17 protein-coding genes are annotated in these 14,292 nt (G+C 62.0%); 8 read left to right on the forward strand and 9 right to left on the reverse strand.

The annotated features are described in order from the left end of the window. Window positions 1-36: 36 nt before the first annotated feature. Window positions 37-474, reverse strand: coding sequence for a GtrA family protein (locus DBV08_RS13445; RefSeq protein ID WP_020908979.1), 438 nt, complete (start codon window positions 472-474; stop codon window positions 37-39). 141 nt (window positions 475-615) lie between these two features. Here DBV08_RS13445 and DBV08_RS13450 point away from each other — a divergent pair, with 141 nt between their 5' ends. After that, window positions 616-1,323 (forward strand): TetR/AcrR family transcriptional regulator, encoded by a 708-nt coding sequence (locus DBV08_RS13450; protein ID WP_095968625.1) that lies wholly within the window; start codon window positions 616-618, stop codon window positions 1,321-1,323. A gap of 48 nt (window positions 1,324-1,371) precedes the next feature. Here DBV08_RS13450 and DBV08_RS13455 read toward each other — a convergent pair whose 3' ends face one another. Continuing rightward, on the reverse strand, window positions 1,372-2,868 hold the full coding sequence (locus DBV08_RS13455) for an MFS transporter (RefSeq protein WP_003940566.1): 1,497 nt from the start codon (window positions 2,866-2,868) through the stop codon (window positions 1,372-1,374). 99 nt (window positions 2,869-2,967) lie between these two features. On the opposite strand from DBV08_RS13455, the gene DBV08_RS13460 reads away from it, so the two are divergent. Beyond that, a complete protein-coding gene (locus tag DBV08_RS13460; protein WP_095968624.1) occupies window positions 2,968-3,627 on the forward strand; it encodes a TetR/AcrR family transcriptional regulator in 660 nt (219 codons plus the stop codon). A gap of 9 nt (window positions 3,628-3,636) precedes the next feature. Here DBV08_RS13460 and DBV08_RS13465 read toward each other — a convergent pair whose 3' ends face one another. Continuing rightward, a complete protein-coding gene (locus tag DBV08_RS13465; protein ID WP_019745155.1) occupies window positions 3,637-3,840 on the reverse strand; it encodes a PspC domain-containing protein in 204 nt (67 codons plus the stop codon). Between the two features lie 183 nt (window positions 3,841-4,023). Beyond that, window positions 4,024-4,878, reverse strand: coding sequence for an alpha/beta hydrolase (locus tag DBV08_RS13470; RefSeq protein WP_124567723.1), 855 nt, complete (start codon window positions 4,876-4,878; stop codon window positions 4,024-4,026). Between the two features lie 262 nt (window positions 4,879-5,140). On the opposite strand from DBV08_RS13470, the gene DBV08_RS13475 reads away from it, so the two are divergent. Further along, a complete protein-coding gene (locus DBV08_RS13475) occupies window positions 5,141-5,557 on the forward strand; it encodes a PPOX class F420-dependent oxidoreductase (protein ID WP_124567724.1) in 417 nt (138 codons plus the stop codon). 1 nt (window position 5,558) lies between these two features. Here the strand turns inward: DBV08_RS13475 and DBV08_RS13480 are convergent, their stop codons facing one another. Further along, entirely contained in the window at window positions 5,559-5,912 is a 354-nt protein-coding gene (locus DBV08_RS13480) for a helix-turn-helix domain-containing protein (protein WP_095968621.1), read from the reverse strand. Window positions 5,913-6,021: 109 nt separating this feature from the next. On the opposite strand from DBV08_RS13480, the gene DBV08_RS13485 reads away from it, so the two are divergent. The 5 genes from DBV08_RS13485 to DBV08_RS13505 all read left to right on the forward strand — a co-directional run bounded on the left by DBV08_RS13485 (window position 6,022) and on the right by DBV08_RS13505 (window position 10,613). Further along, a complete protein-coding gene (locus DBV08_RS13485; RefSeq protein ID WP_124567725.1) occupies window positions 6,022-6,642 on the forward strand; it encodes a malonic semialdehyde reductase in 621 nt (206 codons plus the stop codon). Between the two features lie 299 nt (window positions 6,643-6,941). Beyond that, entirely contained in the window at window positions 6,942-7,589 is a 648-nt protein-coding gene (locus DBV08_RS13490) for an ABC transporter permease (RefSeq protein WP_124567726.1), read from the forward strand. After that, window positions 7,586-8,806: an ATP-binding cassette domain-containing protein gene (locus DBV08_RS13495; RefSeq protein ID WP_095968618.1), complete on the forward strand. Its 1,221-nt coding sequence runs from the start codon at window positions 7,586-7,588 to the stop codon at window positions 8,804-8,806. The genes DBV08_RS13490 and DBV08_RS13495 overlap by 4 nt, the downstream gene beginning before the upstream one ends. Before the next feature lie 35 nt (window positions 8,807-8,841). Continuing rightward, window positions 8,842-9,621 carry an ABC transporter permease gene (locus tag DBV08_RS13500; RefSeq protein ID WP_095968866.1) on the forward strand — a complete coding sequence of 260 codons (780 nt, stop codon included), beginning with the start codon at window positions 8,842-8,844 and terminating at the stop codon, window positions 9,619-9,621. After that, complete coding sequence (locus DBV08_RS13505) at window positions 9,618-10,613, forward strand: glycine betaine ABC transporter substrate-binding protein (protein WP_095968617.1); 996 nt, start codon at window positions 9,618-9,620, stop codon at window positions 10,611-10,613. The genes DBV08_RS13500 and DBV08_RS13505 overlap by 4 nt, the downstream gene beginning before the upstream one ends. On the opposite strand, the gene DBV08_RS13510 is transcribed toward DBV08_RS13505, so the two are convergent. From DBV08_RS13510 to DBV08_RS32855, 4 genes are all read right to left on the reverse strand, one after another. Beyond that, on the reverse strand, window positions 10,614-11,390 hold the full coding sequence (locus tag DBV08_RS13510) for a trans-aconitate 2-methyltransferase (protein WP_124567727.1): 777 nt from the start codon (window positions 11,388-11,390) through the stop codon (window positions 10,614-10,616). It abuts the gene before it with no gap. A gap of 59 nt (window positions 11,391-11,449) precedes the next feature. After that, window positions 11,450-12,496: a phosphatidylinositol-specific phospholipase C domain-containing protein gene (locus DBV08_RS13515; RefSeq protein ID WP_260395562.1), complete on the reverse strand. Its 1,047-nt coding sequence runs from the start codon at window positions 12,494-12,496 to the stop codon at window positions 11,450-11,452. Between the two features lie 66 nt (window positions 12,497-12,562). After that, entirely contained in the window at window positions 12,563-13,162 is a 600-nt protein-coding gene (locus DBV08_RS32850) for a class I adenylate-forming enzyme family protein (protein WP_260395564.1), read from the reverse strand. Continuing rightward, window positions 13,159-14,256: a class I adenylate-forming enzyme family protein gene (locus DBV08_RS32855; protein WP_260395565.1), complete on the reverse strand. Its 1,098-nt coding sequence runs from the start codon at window positions 14,254-14,256 to the stop codon at window positions 13,159-13,161. Before DBV08_RS32855 ends, DBV08_RS32850 begins: the two co-directional genes overlap by 4 nt. Window positions 14,257-14,292 lie beyond the last annotated feature (36 nt).

Genomic DNA, 14,292 nt, shown 5'->3' on the forward strand with positions numbered 1-14,292 from the left:
CCCTACGAACCGTTCCGGTCCGAACTCGCGAACCGCTCAGAAAACCCAGCCACGAAGCGCGACAAATCGCAGGCCACCGACAATTCCGCTCACTGCGATTACAAGACCCGCTTGAAGTAGCCCATCCGCACCGGGCAACAGGAAACCGAGCGCACTGATGGCAGCGGAACTGGCGATCAGCCCGACCAGTGCGAGACCACCGCCTTCCCACTGCGCGGTGAACCAGTTGACGCGATCCGCGGCGTGGAAGGTGAGCCGGCGATGCAGCTCATTGGCCAAAATGGTGCTCAAGACCGCACCGACTGCATTGGCGACCAGCGCTCCGTCACCGCGCAGCGCCAGGAAAGCTGCGAAGTAGAGAATGTTGCTGGCTCCGCCGACAAGGGCAAAACGAACGAGCTGAGCAAAGGCGCCGTCGCCGGCAAGGGCGCGAAGCCTCGTTGCCGCGAAACCTGCACTCCGCGTACCCACCATCGAGATCGGATTGCTCCCGACCCAGATGTCAGACGTGCTCATATCGGCTTCTCTCGTACGGACAATCGGAACCACACGTTCCGCTTAGCAATATAGCACTAACGGAATCAATCATTCCGCTTAGTGCCGTAGACTGTGAGGATGCCGACAACCCACCCCGACGCTTCTCGTGCGGGGACCTCGGCCGACTGCTCACAGCCGCGCCTCCGGTCCGACGCCCAGGCCAACCTCGAACGGATTCTCTGCTCCGCTCGCGAGGTGTTCGCGGCCCAAGGACTGGACGCCACGCTGGCCGACGTCGCGAAGCACGCCGGCGTCGGCGTCGGAACCGTGTATCGACGATTCGCCAGCAAGGACGAATTGATCCAGGCTCTGTTCGACACGCGGTGCTCCGAGATCGAATCGATCGCCGCCACCGCGCGCGAGATGCCGGACGCCTGGGAAGGTCTCGTCTACTTCCTCGACGTCATCTCGCTGCGCATGGCGGACAACCGCGGATTCGGCGATCTACTGATGGACGGACGCTTCACTTCCGACACCTTCGCTCGCGCGCGTGCGGGAATCGCTCGACACACCGCGGCACTCGTCAATCACGCGAAGGAACAGGGCACCCTGCGTAGCGACTTCGAAGTCAACGACATTCCGCTTCTCATGCAGGTCGTCAAGATGGCTCAGAAGTTCGGCGGCGACGAGGCCCCTCAGGCTTACCGTCGCGCCCTCGGGTTCATGATCGACGGACTGTGCGCTTCCCGCACTGGACATCGGGAACTGCCCGTGCCTGCGCTCTCCTCCGAGCAACTCGATCACGTCCTTCATCGGTTCCAGACAACGCCCGGGAAGAACTGCTGACTCGTTTCGGGGTCGACGCCGTAGCGGCGTCGACCCCGAAATTTGCTGTCAGTGGGCGATTACCGGTTCACCTTCCGGCGAGTCCGGAAGCAGTCCGCTCCGAAGAACCAGTCCGGTCAACACCGCACCGACCGCGAAAATGCCTGCTGCCCAGTAGAACGTCGTGGTGTAACTCTCGACGGCGGCCTGCGCCTGGGTCAGCGGATTCATCTCGCGCCCTACCAGGTAGTTGGTGGAAGCCGAGGCTGCAATCGTGCTGAGCAGTGCAGTTCCGATCGAGCCACCAACCTGCTGCATCGTGTTGACGGTGGCAGATGCGACGCCGGCGTCTTCGTGATGCACGCCCGAAGTTGCTCCCTGCATCGACGGGGCGAAGATGCTGCCCATTCCGAGTCCGGTGACCACGAGGCCTGGCAGGATGTGGACGGCGTACGTGCTGTCCACGGAGATCTGGGCGAGCAGTGTCATTCCGATCGCGGCGATGACCATTCCGCTCACGATCAGCACTCGCGGACCAACCCGAGGTAGCAAGACTGCTGTCGAAAGCGTTGCCGCCGTGACAATTCCGAATACCATCGGCATGAATGCGAGACCGGTCATGATCGGGCTGTACCCGAGGATCAGTTGCATGTAGTACGTCAGGAACAGGAAGACAGCGAACATGCCTGCGCCGGAAAGGAAGATCGCAAGATACGAGCCCGCCCGGATCCGGTCGAGCACCACCCGCAGCGGAAGGAGCGGGTGTTCGGACTTGGTCTGCCAGTAGATGAATGCAGCCATGAAGACTACGCCGGCAACGAGCCACGAAATGGTGGGAGTTGCACTCCACCCATCAGATTCGGCCTTCGAGAATCCGAAGACGATGCTGAACAAGCTGATGGAGACCAGGATCGTTCCCGGGATGTCGAGCTTGGGCCGCGAATCACTGGTGTGCGGCGCGAGCAACAGAACCGCTCCGACCAATGCGATCGCCGCGAAGAAGAGATTCACGAAAAGGCACCAGCGCCAGTCGACCCACTCGGTGAGCGCTCCGCCGAGCAACAGTCCGATGGCGCCACCACCGCCGGCCACGGCACCGAAGATGCCGAAAGCCTTGGCGCGCTCACCCGGATCGGTGAATGTCACGGACAACAGAGACAGTGCCGCCGGAGCAAGGAGCGCACCGAACACGCCCTGGCCCGCGCGAGCGGCAACAAGCATTTCGAAGTTGACGGCTGCGCCACCGATGGCGGAAGCGACCGCAAAGCCGATCAGGCCGACGATGAACGTTCGCCTGCGCCCGAACAAGTCGCTCAATCGACCGCCGAGCAACAGCAGGCTGCCGAACGCCAACGCGTATGCCGTGATGATCCACTGGCGGTCGGAATCACCGAACTCCAGTGAGCGCTGCGCAGCCGGCAGCGCGATGTTGACGATGGTGGCATCCAAGACCACCATCAGCTGCGCAATTCCCAGAACCGCGAGAACCAGCCACCGCTTTGCGTGGTTGTCCCCTGAAGGCGCTGAGGACTGCTCGAATTCAGTCCGTTCAGCAATGTCTGACATAGTCCCTCGCCCAACCTATGCGGAGATGGCTTCTCCGGTTAGCAAACACGCTACACGAAAACGGAGAGGCTGTCTCCACTTGGCGGGTAGAGTGGAGACATGAGTACCGCAATGGGGCGCCCGCTTCGCGCCGACGCTGCACGTAACCGGCAGTTGATCATCGATGCCGCACGTGAATTGTTCGCCGAAGAAGGGATCGACGTCACACTCGACGACGTTGCCCGGCGCGCGGGTGTCGGCGTCGGAACTGTCTATCGGCGGTTCGCCAGCAAGGAAGAATTGATCGACGGAGTCTTCGAACAGAACTTTGCCGACATCGCCGCCACTGCCGAGGCATCACTGAACAATCCGGATCCGTGGGACGGACTCGTCACGTTCGCCGAATTCGCCTGCAGCCGTATGTCGGTCAATCGTGGGCTCAAAGACGTCCTGAACGGAACCGACGAGGGCTGCGAGCAGCTGGCATGCCAACGATCCATCGTCGAACCGTCGGTCGAGAGGATCTTCTACCGGGCCCAGGACGCCGGAATGCTGCGTCCCGACGCCGTCCCCACGGACCTGTTCGGCCTCATCTTCATGGTGGGAGCAGTCACCGAATTTGCTCAGCCGGTCAACCCGACCGTGTGGCGCCGATACCTTTCGGTGATGCTCGACGGACTACGCACCGAGGGATTGCATCGTGACTCGCTTCCCCTCCCTCCCCTGAGCACCGAAGAACTGCACGAAGCGAAACAACTCATGAAGAATCGGCGCCGCTGAGCGATTCGATCAGATTTGCTCACGAGGAATGAAAATCCACATCACGATGTAGATCAGAAACTGCGGGCCGGGAAGCAAGCACGAGAGCACGAACAGCAAGCGGACGGTCGACGACTTCCACCCGAAGTATCGAGCGATCCCGGCGCACACCCCGCCGAACATCGCGCCGGAGCGAGCTCGAGTGAGTTTGCGGGTCTTCATGGGCGAAGTCATGTTCGGTGTCCCTTCAGTGGATCTCGCGGACTGTCCGCGTCGACTTCCACTATCCGCCGCCGGGGCACTCACGCGCATCAGGCCATGGACCCATCTTTTCCGGTGCCGTACATACTCAGGTACAGGTCCGTCCCCGCGTCGGACTCAGGGTTCTCCCCCACATCTCAGCCTCACACCTCAGCCTCACACCTCGGCGGGAAACATCCGTCGAAGTCTTTTCGGTGCCGCAAAGGGTTGCCAGTTGTCGACGTCCTGCGCCAGACGATCGGCAACCGTCCACAACGCAGAGGGGTTGTGAGTCAGCCCCATGTGACTACCTTGCACCGCAACGCTTTCCGATAGTCCAGACGTGGTTTCACAGCACGCTTGCCACGGAACGATGCCGTCGTGCCTGGAGTAGACCGACGTGGCAGGAACCGAAATGGGCGGTCCCTGTTCGGATTCGATGCCGTCGACCGGAGGCATCATGGCATGGTTGCCGGACAAACGAGCGTAGAGCGATCCGACTCGCGTCTGCTCCAGACTGGTGAGACCGAAAGGCGAACCGAGTGTCACCACCTGACGTACTGAGTCCGGTAGGTCCCTCGCCAGCTTTCGAGCGTAGATTCCGCCCAGACTCCAGCCGATCACCGACACCTTCTGCTGGTACCGATCGGACACTGCAGCCAATGCGGCAGGCAATCCGTCGACCACCATCGCCGTCGGACCGGTGTTGATGCCCAGATTCCAGCCGTGGACACGATATCCGAGGAATCCGAGATACGCCCTCAACGCGAACGTGGACACATCGGACGTCAACAGACCGGGAAGAACCAGGACCGGGTGACCGTCCCCTCGCGGCGATCGAAGCAGCCACGGCGCAGCTACGAGTAACGACGCGATGTCGACGAGTCCGCGCGTCGGTTCGCTCAGACACATCGCCAAGGACGGTGGGCCAGGAACGAGCGGGCCGACTTCGCGAATCAGGGCCGATCCTCGAGCCCTCTCGAATTCGGTTTCCGCAAAATCGATCGCAGAGACTTCCGCAACTACGGACACCTGGACTCCTGTCGGCCGGTGCCCTGATGGGGAGCGGTTCCGCGGGCTGTGTGCTCAACCCGCGGAACCTTGTCCTCATCCGCCACCGGTAGCGAACAGGACCCGTTCTGCCCACAGATTCACGTCCGGATACATCTGAACCCGACCAAAACTGTGTGATCCAGAACACTAGTTTTGGATACGTTGCATCTACGTTGCGTGCATGTTTCGTCATTGCCGTGGAGAAGCTGTTACCCGGGAGAAGCTACAGAAGGAGAAACACATGTCATTCACGGACGAAGAGATCGCCTACTTGCAGTCGCAGCCGCTGGCGCGCGTAGCGACCGTCTCACCGAACGGACAACCCGACGTCGTTCCGTTGGCCTTCGAGTACGACGGGGCCCACCTGTGGATCGGCGGGGTCGGCGAGGCGGTCCTGCGGACCAAGAAGTTCCGCAACATCGGGTCAGGACAACTCGAAGTCGCCCTGGTCATCGATGACATGCCGTCGTTCGAGCCATTCGTCGCGCGCGGAATCAGAATCTACGGAATCGCTGAACGGCCGATCGAGAGGGTAGGAATGGTCGGCCCCGGAATCTATTCACGCATCACGCCGACAGTCTCGTGGAGTTGGAACCTGGCCGGAGAACCCGCTGGTGAAACCTGGTACACGGCACGCAGGACCGTTCACACGCGTTAGCTCAGTTCGAGCAATTCTCAGGTGGCAAGTTCTCGGCAGCCCAGGTTGTCAGTTCGCTGAGGGCTGGAAGCAGTGCTTGCCCCGACGCCGTGAGTTCGTACTCCACGGCAATGGGCGGACCTGCATCGACGCTCCTCGTCACCAAGCCTGCCCCCGCCAACTCCGTCAGGCGTTCCGAGAGTACCGAATCACTGATCCCGCCAACTGCGCGCTTGAGTTCGGAGAATCCCGCCGGCCCGTTGAGCAGCGTGCCGAGAATGACGCCGTTCCACCGTTTGCCCAGGAAGCCGAACGCGCGGGCCAACGCCCCGTCACATGCGCGGGGCTCGTGTTCCGCTTCGCTCTTACTCGCCACCCCACCATCCTAGCCACAGTGCTAACGTATCCGTAGGCACTATTTTTTTACTAGCAACTAGCTTTACCGGGTAACGCTCGGTCGAGCTACCACGGAACGGAATCCCCCGATGTCTCTCGACACAGCCACCCCATTCACCGCCCAGCAACTCGACGAAGCCGGCCGCGAGCTCCTCTTCACCGCGGCACGCACCGCCAATTCCTTCTCGAACGAGCCCGTGACCGACGACCAGCTCACCGCAATCTGGGAGCTCGCGAAGTGGGCGCCGACCGCGGCAAACACCAATCCACTGCGCGTGTTGTTCGTTCGCACCGAGGAGGGCAAAGCGCGCCTCGTCGAGCACATGGCCGACGGAAACAAGGCCAAGACCGAAGCGGCTCCTGTAGTTGCGGTTCTCGCAGTGGATACCGAGTTCTACAAGCACATCCCCACCCTGTTCCCCGTCCGCCCGGAGATGAAGGACTACTTCGAATCCGACGAGGCTGCCGCCAGTTCGACCAGTCGGTTCAACGCCGCACTGCAGGCCGGCTACGTGATCCTCGCGATTCGTGCACAGGGTCTGGTCGCCGGCCCGATGGCCGGATTCGATGCGGCCGGCATCGACGGCGAATTCTTCGCGGACGGACGTTTCAAGACGATCCTCGTAGTGAACATCGGCCACCCCGGCGAGAACCCGTGGTTCGATCGTCTCCCACGTCTCTCCGACGAGGACGCGCTCAGCTGGGCCTGAGCCCAATTCGGAAAGATTCGTACAAGGCGGGAGGGTTCTTCGGAGCTCTCCCGTTTTGCTGTTTCCAGCACGTTTGAGATGGCTATCTGCTGGGTACAGAGACGCGACTCGCAAACTCGCACGTCCAGAACAACATCCGACACGCTGCAATCGGAATTAGTTGCAGTATCGGAGTTTTTGGACGACAGTCGAGACAAACCCCTCGGCCGGAAACGGCTGCGGGGAAAGCCCTTGTGCGCCGGTCGGTGTCGAGGGAAGACGTTTGCGAGCAGAAGTCCGAAGAAAGTGGGTTCGGAAATATGGGCGCGCTATGGGATTTTGTCGTTGCACGACGACAACAATTGATGACCGACTCGTACCTACATGTTTCAGCAGTTATCCAGTCCGTGATCATCGCGACGATTGCCGCCGTGATCATCGGAATTCTCGTCTACAGAAGCCCGGTCGGTTCGTCCGTGGCAACAGCTTTGGCCAGCACGATCTTGACGGTTCCTTCGTTCGCTCTTCTCGGACTGCTCATTCCGATTCTCGGTCTCGGCGTCGCCCCGACGATCACCGCACTGATCCTGTATGCCCTGCTCCCGATCATTCGGAACACGATCATCGGCCTGGATGCGGTCAACCCGGCCATCACCGACGCGGCGCGCGGCGTCGGAATGAGTCGCATGCACGTACTGAGTCGAATCGAGCTACCGATCGCGTGGCCCTCGATCCTCACCGGCATGCGGGTCAGTACGCAGATGCTCATGGGCATCCTGGCCATCGCCGCATACGCCAAAGGTCCAGGTCTGGGAAACCTGATCTTCTCCGGACTCTCGCGGGTAGGCAGCCCCAATGCTGTTCCGCAAGCGCTGGTCGGCACCGTACTCATCGTCATTCTGGCCCTGATCCTCGACGGAATCTACGTCGTCATCGGCCGTCTCACTACTTCGAAGGGGCTGCAATGACCGAAACCATTCCGTCCGACGTATCCGCTGATCAGAAGGTATCCGGAGTCGAGATCGTTCTCGAATCCGTGACCAAGCGTTACCCGGGACAGAAAGCTGCAGCGGTGGACAATGTTTCGCTGACTGTTCCCGCCGGCGAGATCGTGGTTTTCGTCGGACCTTCGGGTTGCGGCAAGACGACGACGATGCGCATGATCAACCGTCTGATCGAACCCACCTCGGGCAAGATCACCATCGACGGCAAAGACGCCCTGTCCATCGACCCGGACAAGCTTCGCCGAGGCATCGGATACTCGATTCAGCAAGCAGGCTTGTTCCCGCACTTCACCATTGCGAAGAACGTCGCGACGGTGCCCGGCCTCATCGGTTGGGACAAGAAGCGAATCGCGGCACGGACCGACGAGATGCTCGACCTCGTCGGCCTCGACCCGGACACTTATCGTGACCGGTACCCACGACAGCTCTCCGGTGGCCAGCAACAGCGCGTGGGCGTGGCGCGGGCACTCGCTGCCGATCCCCCGGTTCTGTTGATGGACGAGCCTTTCGGTGCCGTCGATCCCATCACTCGCGGTCTCCTCCAGGACGAACTGATGCGTCTGCAGTCAGAGTTGGGCAAGACCATCGTGTTCGTCACCCACGATTTCAACGAGGCAGTCAAGCTCGGGGATCGAATTGCCGTGCTGGGTAACCAGTCCAGCATCATGCAGTACGACACCCCCGAAGCGATCCTCGCCAATCCCGCCAACGACATGGTCGCGGGTTTCGTCGGCGCCGACGCATCACTCAAGCAGTTGACCTTGACCCGTGTGCGTCAGATCAAACTCAAGCAGTGCCTCACCGCGCGCGAAACCGATTCGGTCGACGACTTGAGAACCGCACTCGCAGCACGCAAGTGGAAATGGGCCTTGATTCTCGATCAGCGTGGCCGGCCGCTTCGCTGGGTCTCACCCGGGCACCTCGCTCACGCGTCGACCCTTCGAGGTGTCGGTAACGAGATCGGTGAGGCCGTGTCCATCCAGTCCACCCTGCAGGATGCGTTGGAAGCTCTTCTCGCCGAGAGCAATGCATCCACCGTGGTCACCGGACGGCGCGGCGAGTACGTCGGCCTCATCACGATCGACACGCTGGTCAGCCATCTCTCCGAGATGCGCGAGGAGCATGCCCACGATCACGACGACGACGAGTCCGACGCCGAGAACGTCGAGGGTCGAATATGAGTGCCACGACCGAAGACCTCGTCGCCGCGCCCGAGATGGAACCGGACGCTCCCGATCTCGGCGCCGCCGAGAATGCGGCCACCCGCCGAGCTGAGCGGATGCGGCTGTACGTTCAACCCGTCATTGTTCTGATCCTTGTCGCGGGCGTGCTGACCTGGGCGTTCACGCGCGAACTGAACGCGACACAGAAGGCCAGCATCAATCTCGACAACATCGTCACGCTGACGTGGCAACACGTGCTGATCACCGCCGCTGTGGTCATCATCGTCGTCGCCATCGCGGTTCCGCTCGGAACATTGTTGACCAGACCGAAATTCACCCGCTTGGCACCGTTCTTCGTCGGCATCGCGAACATCGGGGCCGCGGCACCGGCTATCGGCCTCCTGGTGCTGTTCTATCTCGCGACCAGAACGACGGGCTTCTGGATCGGCGTGTTTCCGATCGCGTTCTACTCACTGCTTCCCGTGCTACGCAACACGATTCTGGGTTATCAGCAAGTGGACAAGACTCTGATCGACGCCGGACGTGGTCAGGGGATGTCTTCTCTGACCGTACTGCGTCAGCTCGAATTCCCGATGGCTGTCCCGTACATTCTTGCGGGCCTTCGCACTTCGCTCGTACTGGCCGTCGGCACGGCAACGCTGTGCTTCCTGGTCAGTGCCGGTGGTCTGGGCATTCTGATCGACACCGGGTACAAACTGCGCGACAACGTCACCCTCGTGGTCGGCGCCGTACTCGCGGTGTCATTGGCCTTGCTGATCGACTGGCTCGGCGCGCTCGCCGAAACTTATCTCGGGCCCAAGGGATTACGATGACCAAGACTTCGATCACCAGAACGCGGGGCTGGAAACTCGCAGTTGCCACGCTCGGCCTCACCCTTGTCGCGTCCTGCGGCCTGGAATCCGGTGGCGCACTGCCGCTGGCAGTCGGCCCCGGCAGCATCGAGCCCGTTCCCGAGCTCGAGGGTGTGAAGATGACCGTCGGCTCCAAGGACTTCACCGAGCAGATCGTGCTCGGGTACGTCATCGAATTCGCTATGGCGGCGGCAGGCGCGGATGTTCGAGATCTCACGAACATCCAGGGCTCGAACAGCACCCGTGACGCACAGTTGAACGGGCAGATCGACCTTGCGTACGAGTACACCGGGACCGGGTGGATCAACTATCTCGGAAACGAAACTCCACTTCCCGACTCGCAGGCGCAGTTCGAGGCGGTCCGCGACGCGGATCTGGCCGCTAACGACATGGTGTGGACTGATCCGGCGCCGATGAACAATACGTATGCATTGGCGATGAGCAAGGAGACCGCCGAGAAGACCGGCGTCAAGACGGTTTCCGACTACGCGAAGTTGGTCGAATCCGATCCCGGTGCTGCAGTGACGTGCGTCGAGACCGAGTTCAACGTCCGTCAGGACGGCTATCCGGGTCTGGCAGCCAAGTACGGCTTCGACGCCTCGCGAGCCCAGCGGCAGATTCTGCAGACGGGCATCATCTACCAGGCGACGGCCGACAGCGACCAATGCAAGTTCGGTGAAGTCTTCACCACCGACGGTCGCATCATCGCACTCGATCTGGTTCTCCTCGACGACGATCTGCAGTTCTTCCCGAAATACAATCCGGCACTGGTGATGAAAAAGGACTTCGCGGAGGCACATCCGCAGGTTGCCGAAGTCATGGCGCCGATCTCGGAGAAACTGACCAACGAGGTGATGACCGAGCTCAACCGGCAGGTCGACGTCGACGGCAAGGAGCCGGCGGACGTGGCCCGCGACTGGCTGGTCTCGGAAGGCTTCGTCACAGCCGAGTAGTTACCGCTTGCGTCCCACACAGAACACCCGCCGGAACGGAAACAGCGTTCCGGCGGCCGTGGCGGGATACGCCTCTCGCAGCAGGTCGGAATACTGACGCTCGAACTCCGGAGCGTCGGCCTCGCCGAGAACGTCCAGGACCGGCCGAAGTCCAGTACCCCGTACCCATCCGAGCACGGGATCGGCACCTGCCAGCACGTGTACGTACGTCGTTTCCCATGCGTCGACGTCGAACCCGTGTTCCTGCAGCCGCTGCGCGTACGCCACCGGACTGTCGACACCTTCCGGACCGCGTAGGACGCCGCCCAGTCGCTCGCTCCATTCCGCGGACTCCGCGAGGCCTCGCATGAGCGCATGTGACGGCGCATCGAAGTTTCCCGGAACCTGCCACGCCAGCCACGACCCGGATGCCAGGGTGTCCGCCCACTGGTCGATCAGCTCGCGGTGGCTCGGAACCCACTGCAATGCAGCGTTACTGACGACCACGTCGTAACCGGTGGCGTCGAAGGACATGATGTCCCCCAACTCGACGGTGACGTTTCCCGGCAGGTCTGTCGGGGCCTGCGCCACCATGTCGGGAGACGAGTCGAATCCGGATACCGAGGCGTCCGGCCATCGTTCCCCGAGCATGGCGGTCAGGTTGCCTGAGCCGCAGCCGAGGTCGGCTACCCGCGTCGGGTCTTCGGTGGTCACCCGCGAGACCAGGTCCACGAACGGGCGTGACCGCTCACCCGAATAGCGGCCGTAGACTTCGGGATTCCACGTGACAGTGCGCATGAACCCATCCTGCACCCTGTTCCTGAGAATTGCCGCCTGCCAGATCTTGTCGGCAAAAATCACCGACGCGGCACCACGGTGGACAGTACGTTCGGCAATCTCGACCAGTCCGCGGTGATGTAACTCGCGTGCTCACCGGCCAGCCGGTCGAGTCGCTCGCTCGCTTCGGCTTCCGAGGCATGAGTTCCGTCGATCTGCGGAGCAACCTTGTGCGCGTCGGTCATGACGAGCAGGTAGCCACGATCGTGGTACCACTGCGGATCCACATCGCCCGAGGTGTAATCGAGCGCGTCGCCGTCGAAAATCACGAACCACGGTCGGATCCCCGGATCGGCGTAGCGGTCGAGACGTGGATCTCCCGGCGATGCCCGGTGAACAGCAGGAAAGGCCGCGCCGAGTTGGACGAGCCCGGCAGCGGACAGATCTCGCAAGTGCGTCGCGTACTGCTGGTCGGTCCACTCCGTGTCGAGAGGGTTTCCCTCCTCGATCGTTCCCGGAATCAGCTCGAACAGAAACTTGCCGGTCATCTCGGAAACACTCGGCCATCCGCGCTCGGCGACGGCGGCGTCCGGGGTCGAGTAGGACTCACCCATCAGATCGGACGGAGTGAAAACCGCGTCCCCGAGGGTCCCGAGAATCAAGGCGTCGAGATCGGCGGGTCCACGTCCGTAGCCGGCCGTGAAACCGTCCTTGAGTTCCAACTTGACCATCACCGGCGGATGCTCGGGATCGGCTTCGTGCCACGCGCGCATATCCGCCAGGCATCCGCGAAGTCCCTGATCTCGCAGACCGCTTCGCAATCCGGCAGCGTCCTGCGCACCGACGCAATTGCTGTCGCTCGCCACCGGATTCATGTGCGACACACGCCAGTCCGGACCGCCGCCGTTGGTCCACAGATCCAACTCGAGCAGGGACGCCCCTGAATCCAGAGCGTCGGCGAAGTAAGGGAACGTCGCCTTCTCGTAGGAGTTGTGGACGCCGACGGACGTGGTCTCGGAAAACGAGTGAGCTCGGTCCGCGGTCGTCTCGGCACCGGCGGAGGACGCCGAGACGACCGAGACAACCGCCGCGAACGTACTCACACCGGCTACCAGGAATCCACGCATGTTCGACACTCTCGCAGAAATCACGCCGCGGCAGGACCGAATCGGGAGAGTTACTGGACGATCGTCCTAGACTGCGTCGGCGACAAGGCTGTTCCTCAATACGTTCTTCTGTATCTTCCCCGTTGCCGTGACAGGCAGTTGGTCGACGAACCTGATGGAACGAACCTTCTGATACGGCGCAACCTTCGCGGCCACGTAGTCCGTCAGTTCCCGCTCCAACAATTTCAAGGCCGACGCAGTCTCGGACGCGAAGTCGCGGTTCAACTGAACGAATGCCGTCACGCGCTCACCGACCACTGGCGCCTGTTCGCCGACGACGGCTGCCTGTGCAACGGCGGCGTGTGAACACAGAATCTCTTCGAGCTGCTGCGGATACACGTTGTAACCCTTGTAGATGATCATGTCCTTCGATCGCCCCACCAGAAACAGGTGCCCCGCCTCGTCCAGCCGCCCCATGTCTCCGGTCGCCAGCCAACCACCGCGGAACTGAACCGCAGTCAGTTCCGGCTGGTTCTGGTACCCGTCGGCGATCTGGGGCCCGCGGGCCCAGACCTCACCGACCTCGCCGGCCCCGAGGACTGCCGAATTCTCGTCTCTGATCTCGAGTTCGGTGTCGAAGATCGCGACGCCGACGCTGTCCGGCGGCGTCGCGACGTCACAGTTCAAAGGCGACCCGTCAGGCCCATCGTCGCTTCGCTCAGGCCGTATCCCTCCGTGACCCAGGCATTGTCGAAGATCGTTTGCAGGCGCCGCAGCGATGTCGTGTCGAACGGGGCTGCCCCGGAGTTGATCGCACGCACAGAGGACAAGTCGTGCGATCCGATCTTGTTGCTCGCCAACAACGCGTAGTACATCGCGGGCGAACCGGTGATGTGGGTGACGCCGAGGCGCTCGATGTCTGCCAACATCCGGTCCGGATCGAAGCGGCCGGTGAAGACAACAGTCGATCCGAGCAGAGTACTGACGTTCTGTCCGACCAAGCCCAGACCGTGAAAGAGTGGCGCCACCGCGATGTTGACACCTTCGCCCGGAACCAGCGCATGAGGACCGCGATCGACGGTCGCCTGCATTCGAAGCCCGCCGAGTTCGTCGAGTTCGGTGAGAAGCCCAGATCGCCAGGACGCCATCTGAATGACATTCGAGACCAGGTTACGGTTCAGTACGCGAACAGCTTTGGAGCGTCCGGTCGTACCGCCGGTCAGCTGAAGATGAGCGACGAGCTCCGGATCGACACTGTACGACGTCAGCGGATGCGCCTGCAACAGATCCCCGAATGCAAGAACGCCCTCCGGCAGAGCCGTTTCGGTCGTCGGCGCCGAAGGTGTCGCGGATACGCACACCACAGCGTCGACGCACTGCGCAGCCGCTGCCAGAACGATTCCGACGGATTCGGGGTGCGAGATGACCACGCGTGCCTCCACATCGTCCAACTGATCGCGGAGACCGGCCGGCGGGAGAGTCGGATTGACCGGCGCCACAGCAGCACCCGCACACAGCGCCCCGTAGTACGCCACGACATACCACAGGTTGTTCGCCATATGGAGCGCCACCACGTCCCCCGGTTGGACCCCGAGTGCACGCAATCCCCCGGCCGCTCGCTGTGCACGGTCGTACAGCTCGGCGAAGGTGAGTTCAAGGTCGCCGTCTTGCAGCGCAATTCGGTCAGGGTACGCGCGAGCAGCCCCTGCCAGAACTGCGTCGATTCCTGTCGTCGGATAGTCGAGGCACCGAGGCATATCGGCCGGCCAGGCGAGCGTCATGAGTAAAACCTCCAGCTGTTCGGAATGGATGGAATG

The sequence above is a fragment of the Rhodococcus sp. KBW08 genome, from assembly GCF_003852455.1.
In the GTDB taxonomy this organism is placed as follows: Bacteria; Actinomycetota; Actinomycetes; order Mycobacteriales; family Mycobacteriaceae; genus Rhodococcus_F; species Rhodococcus_F baikonurensis.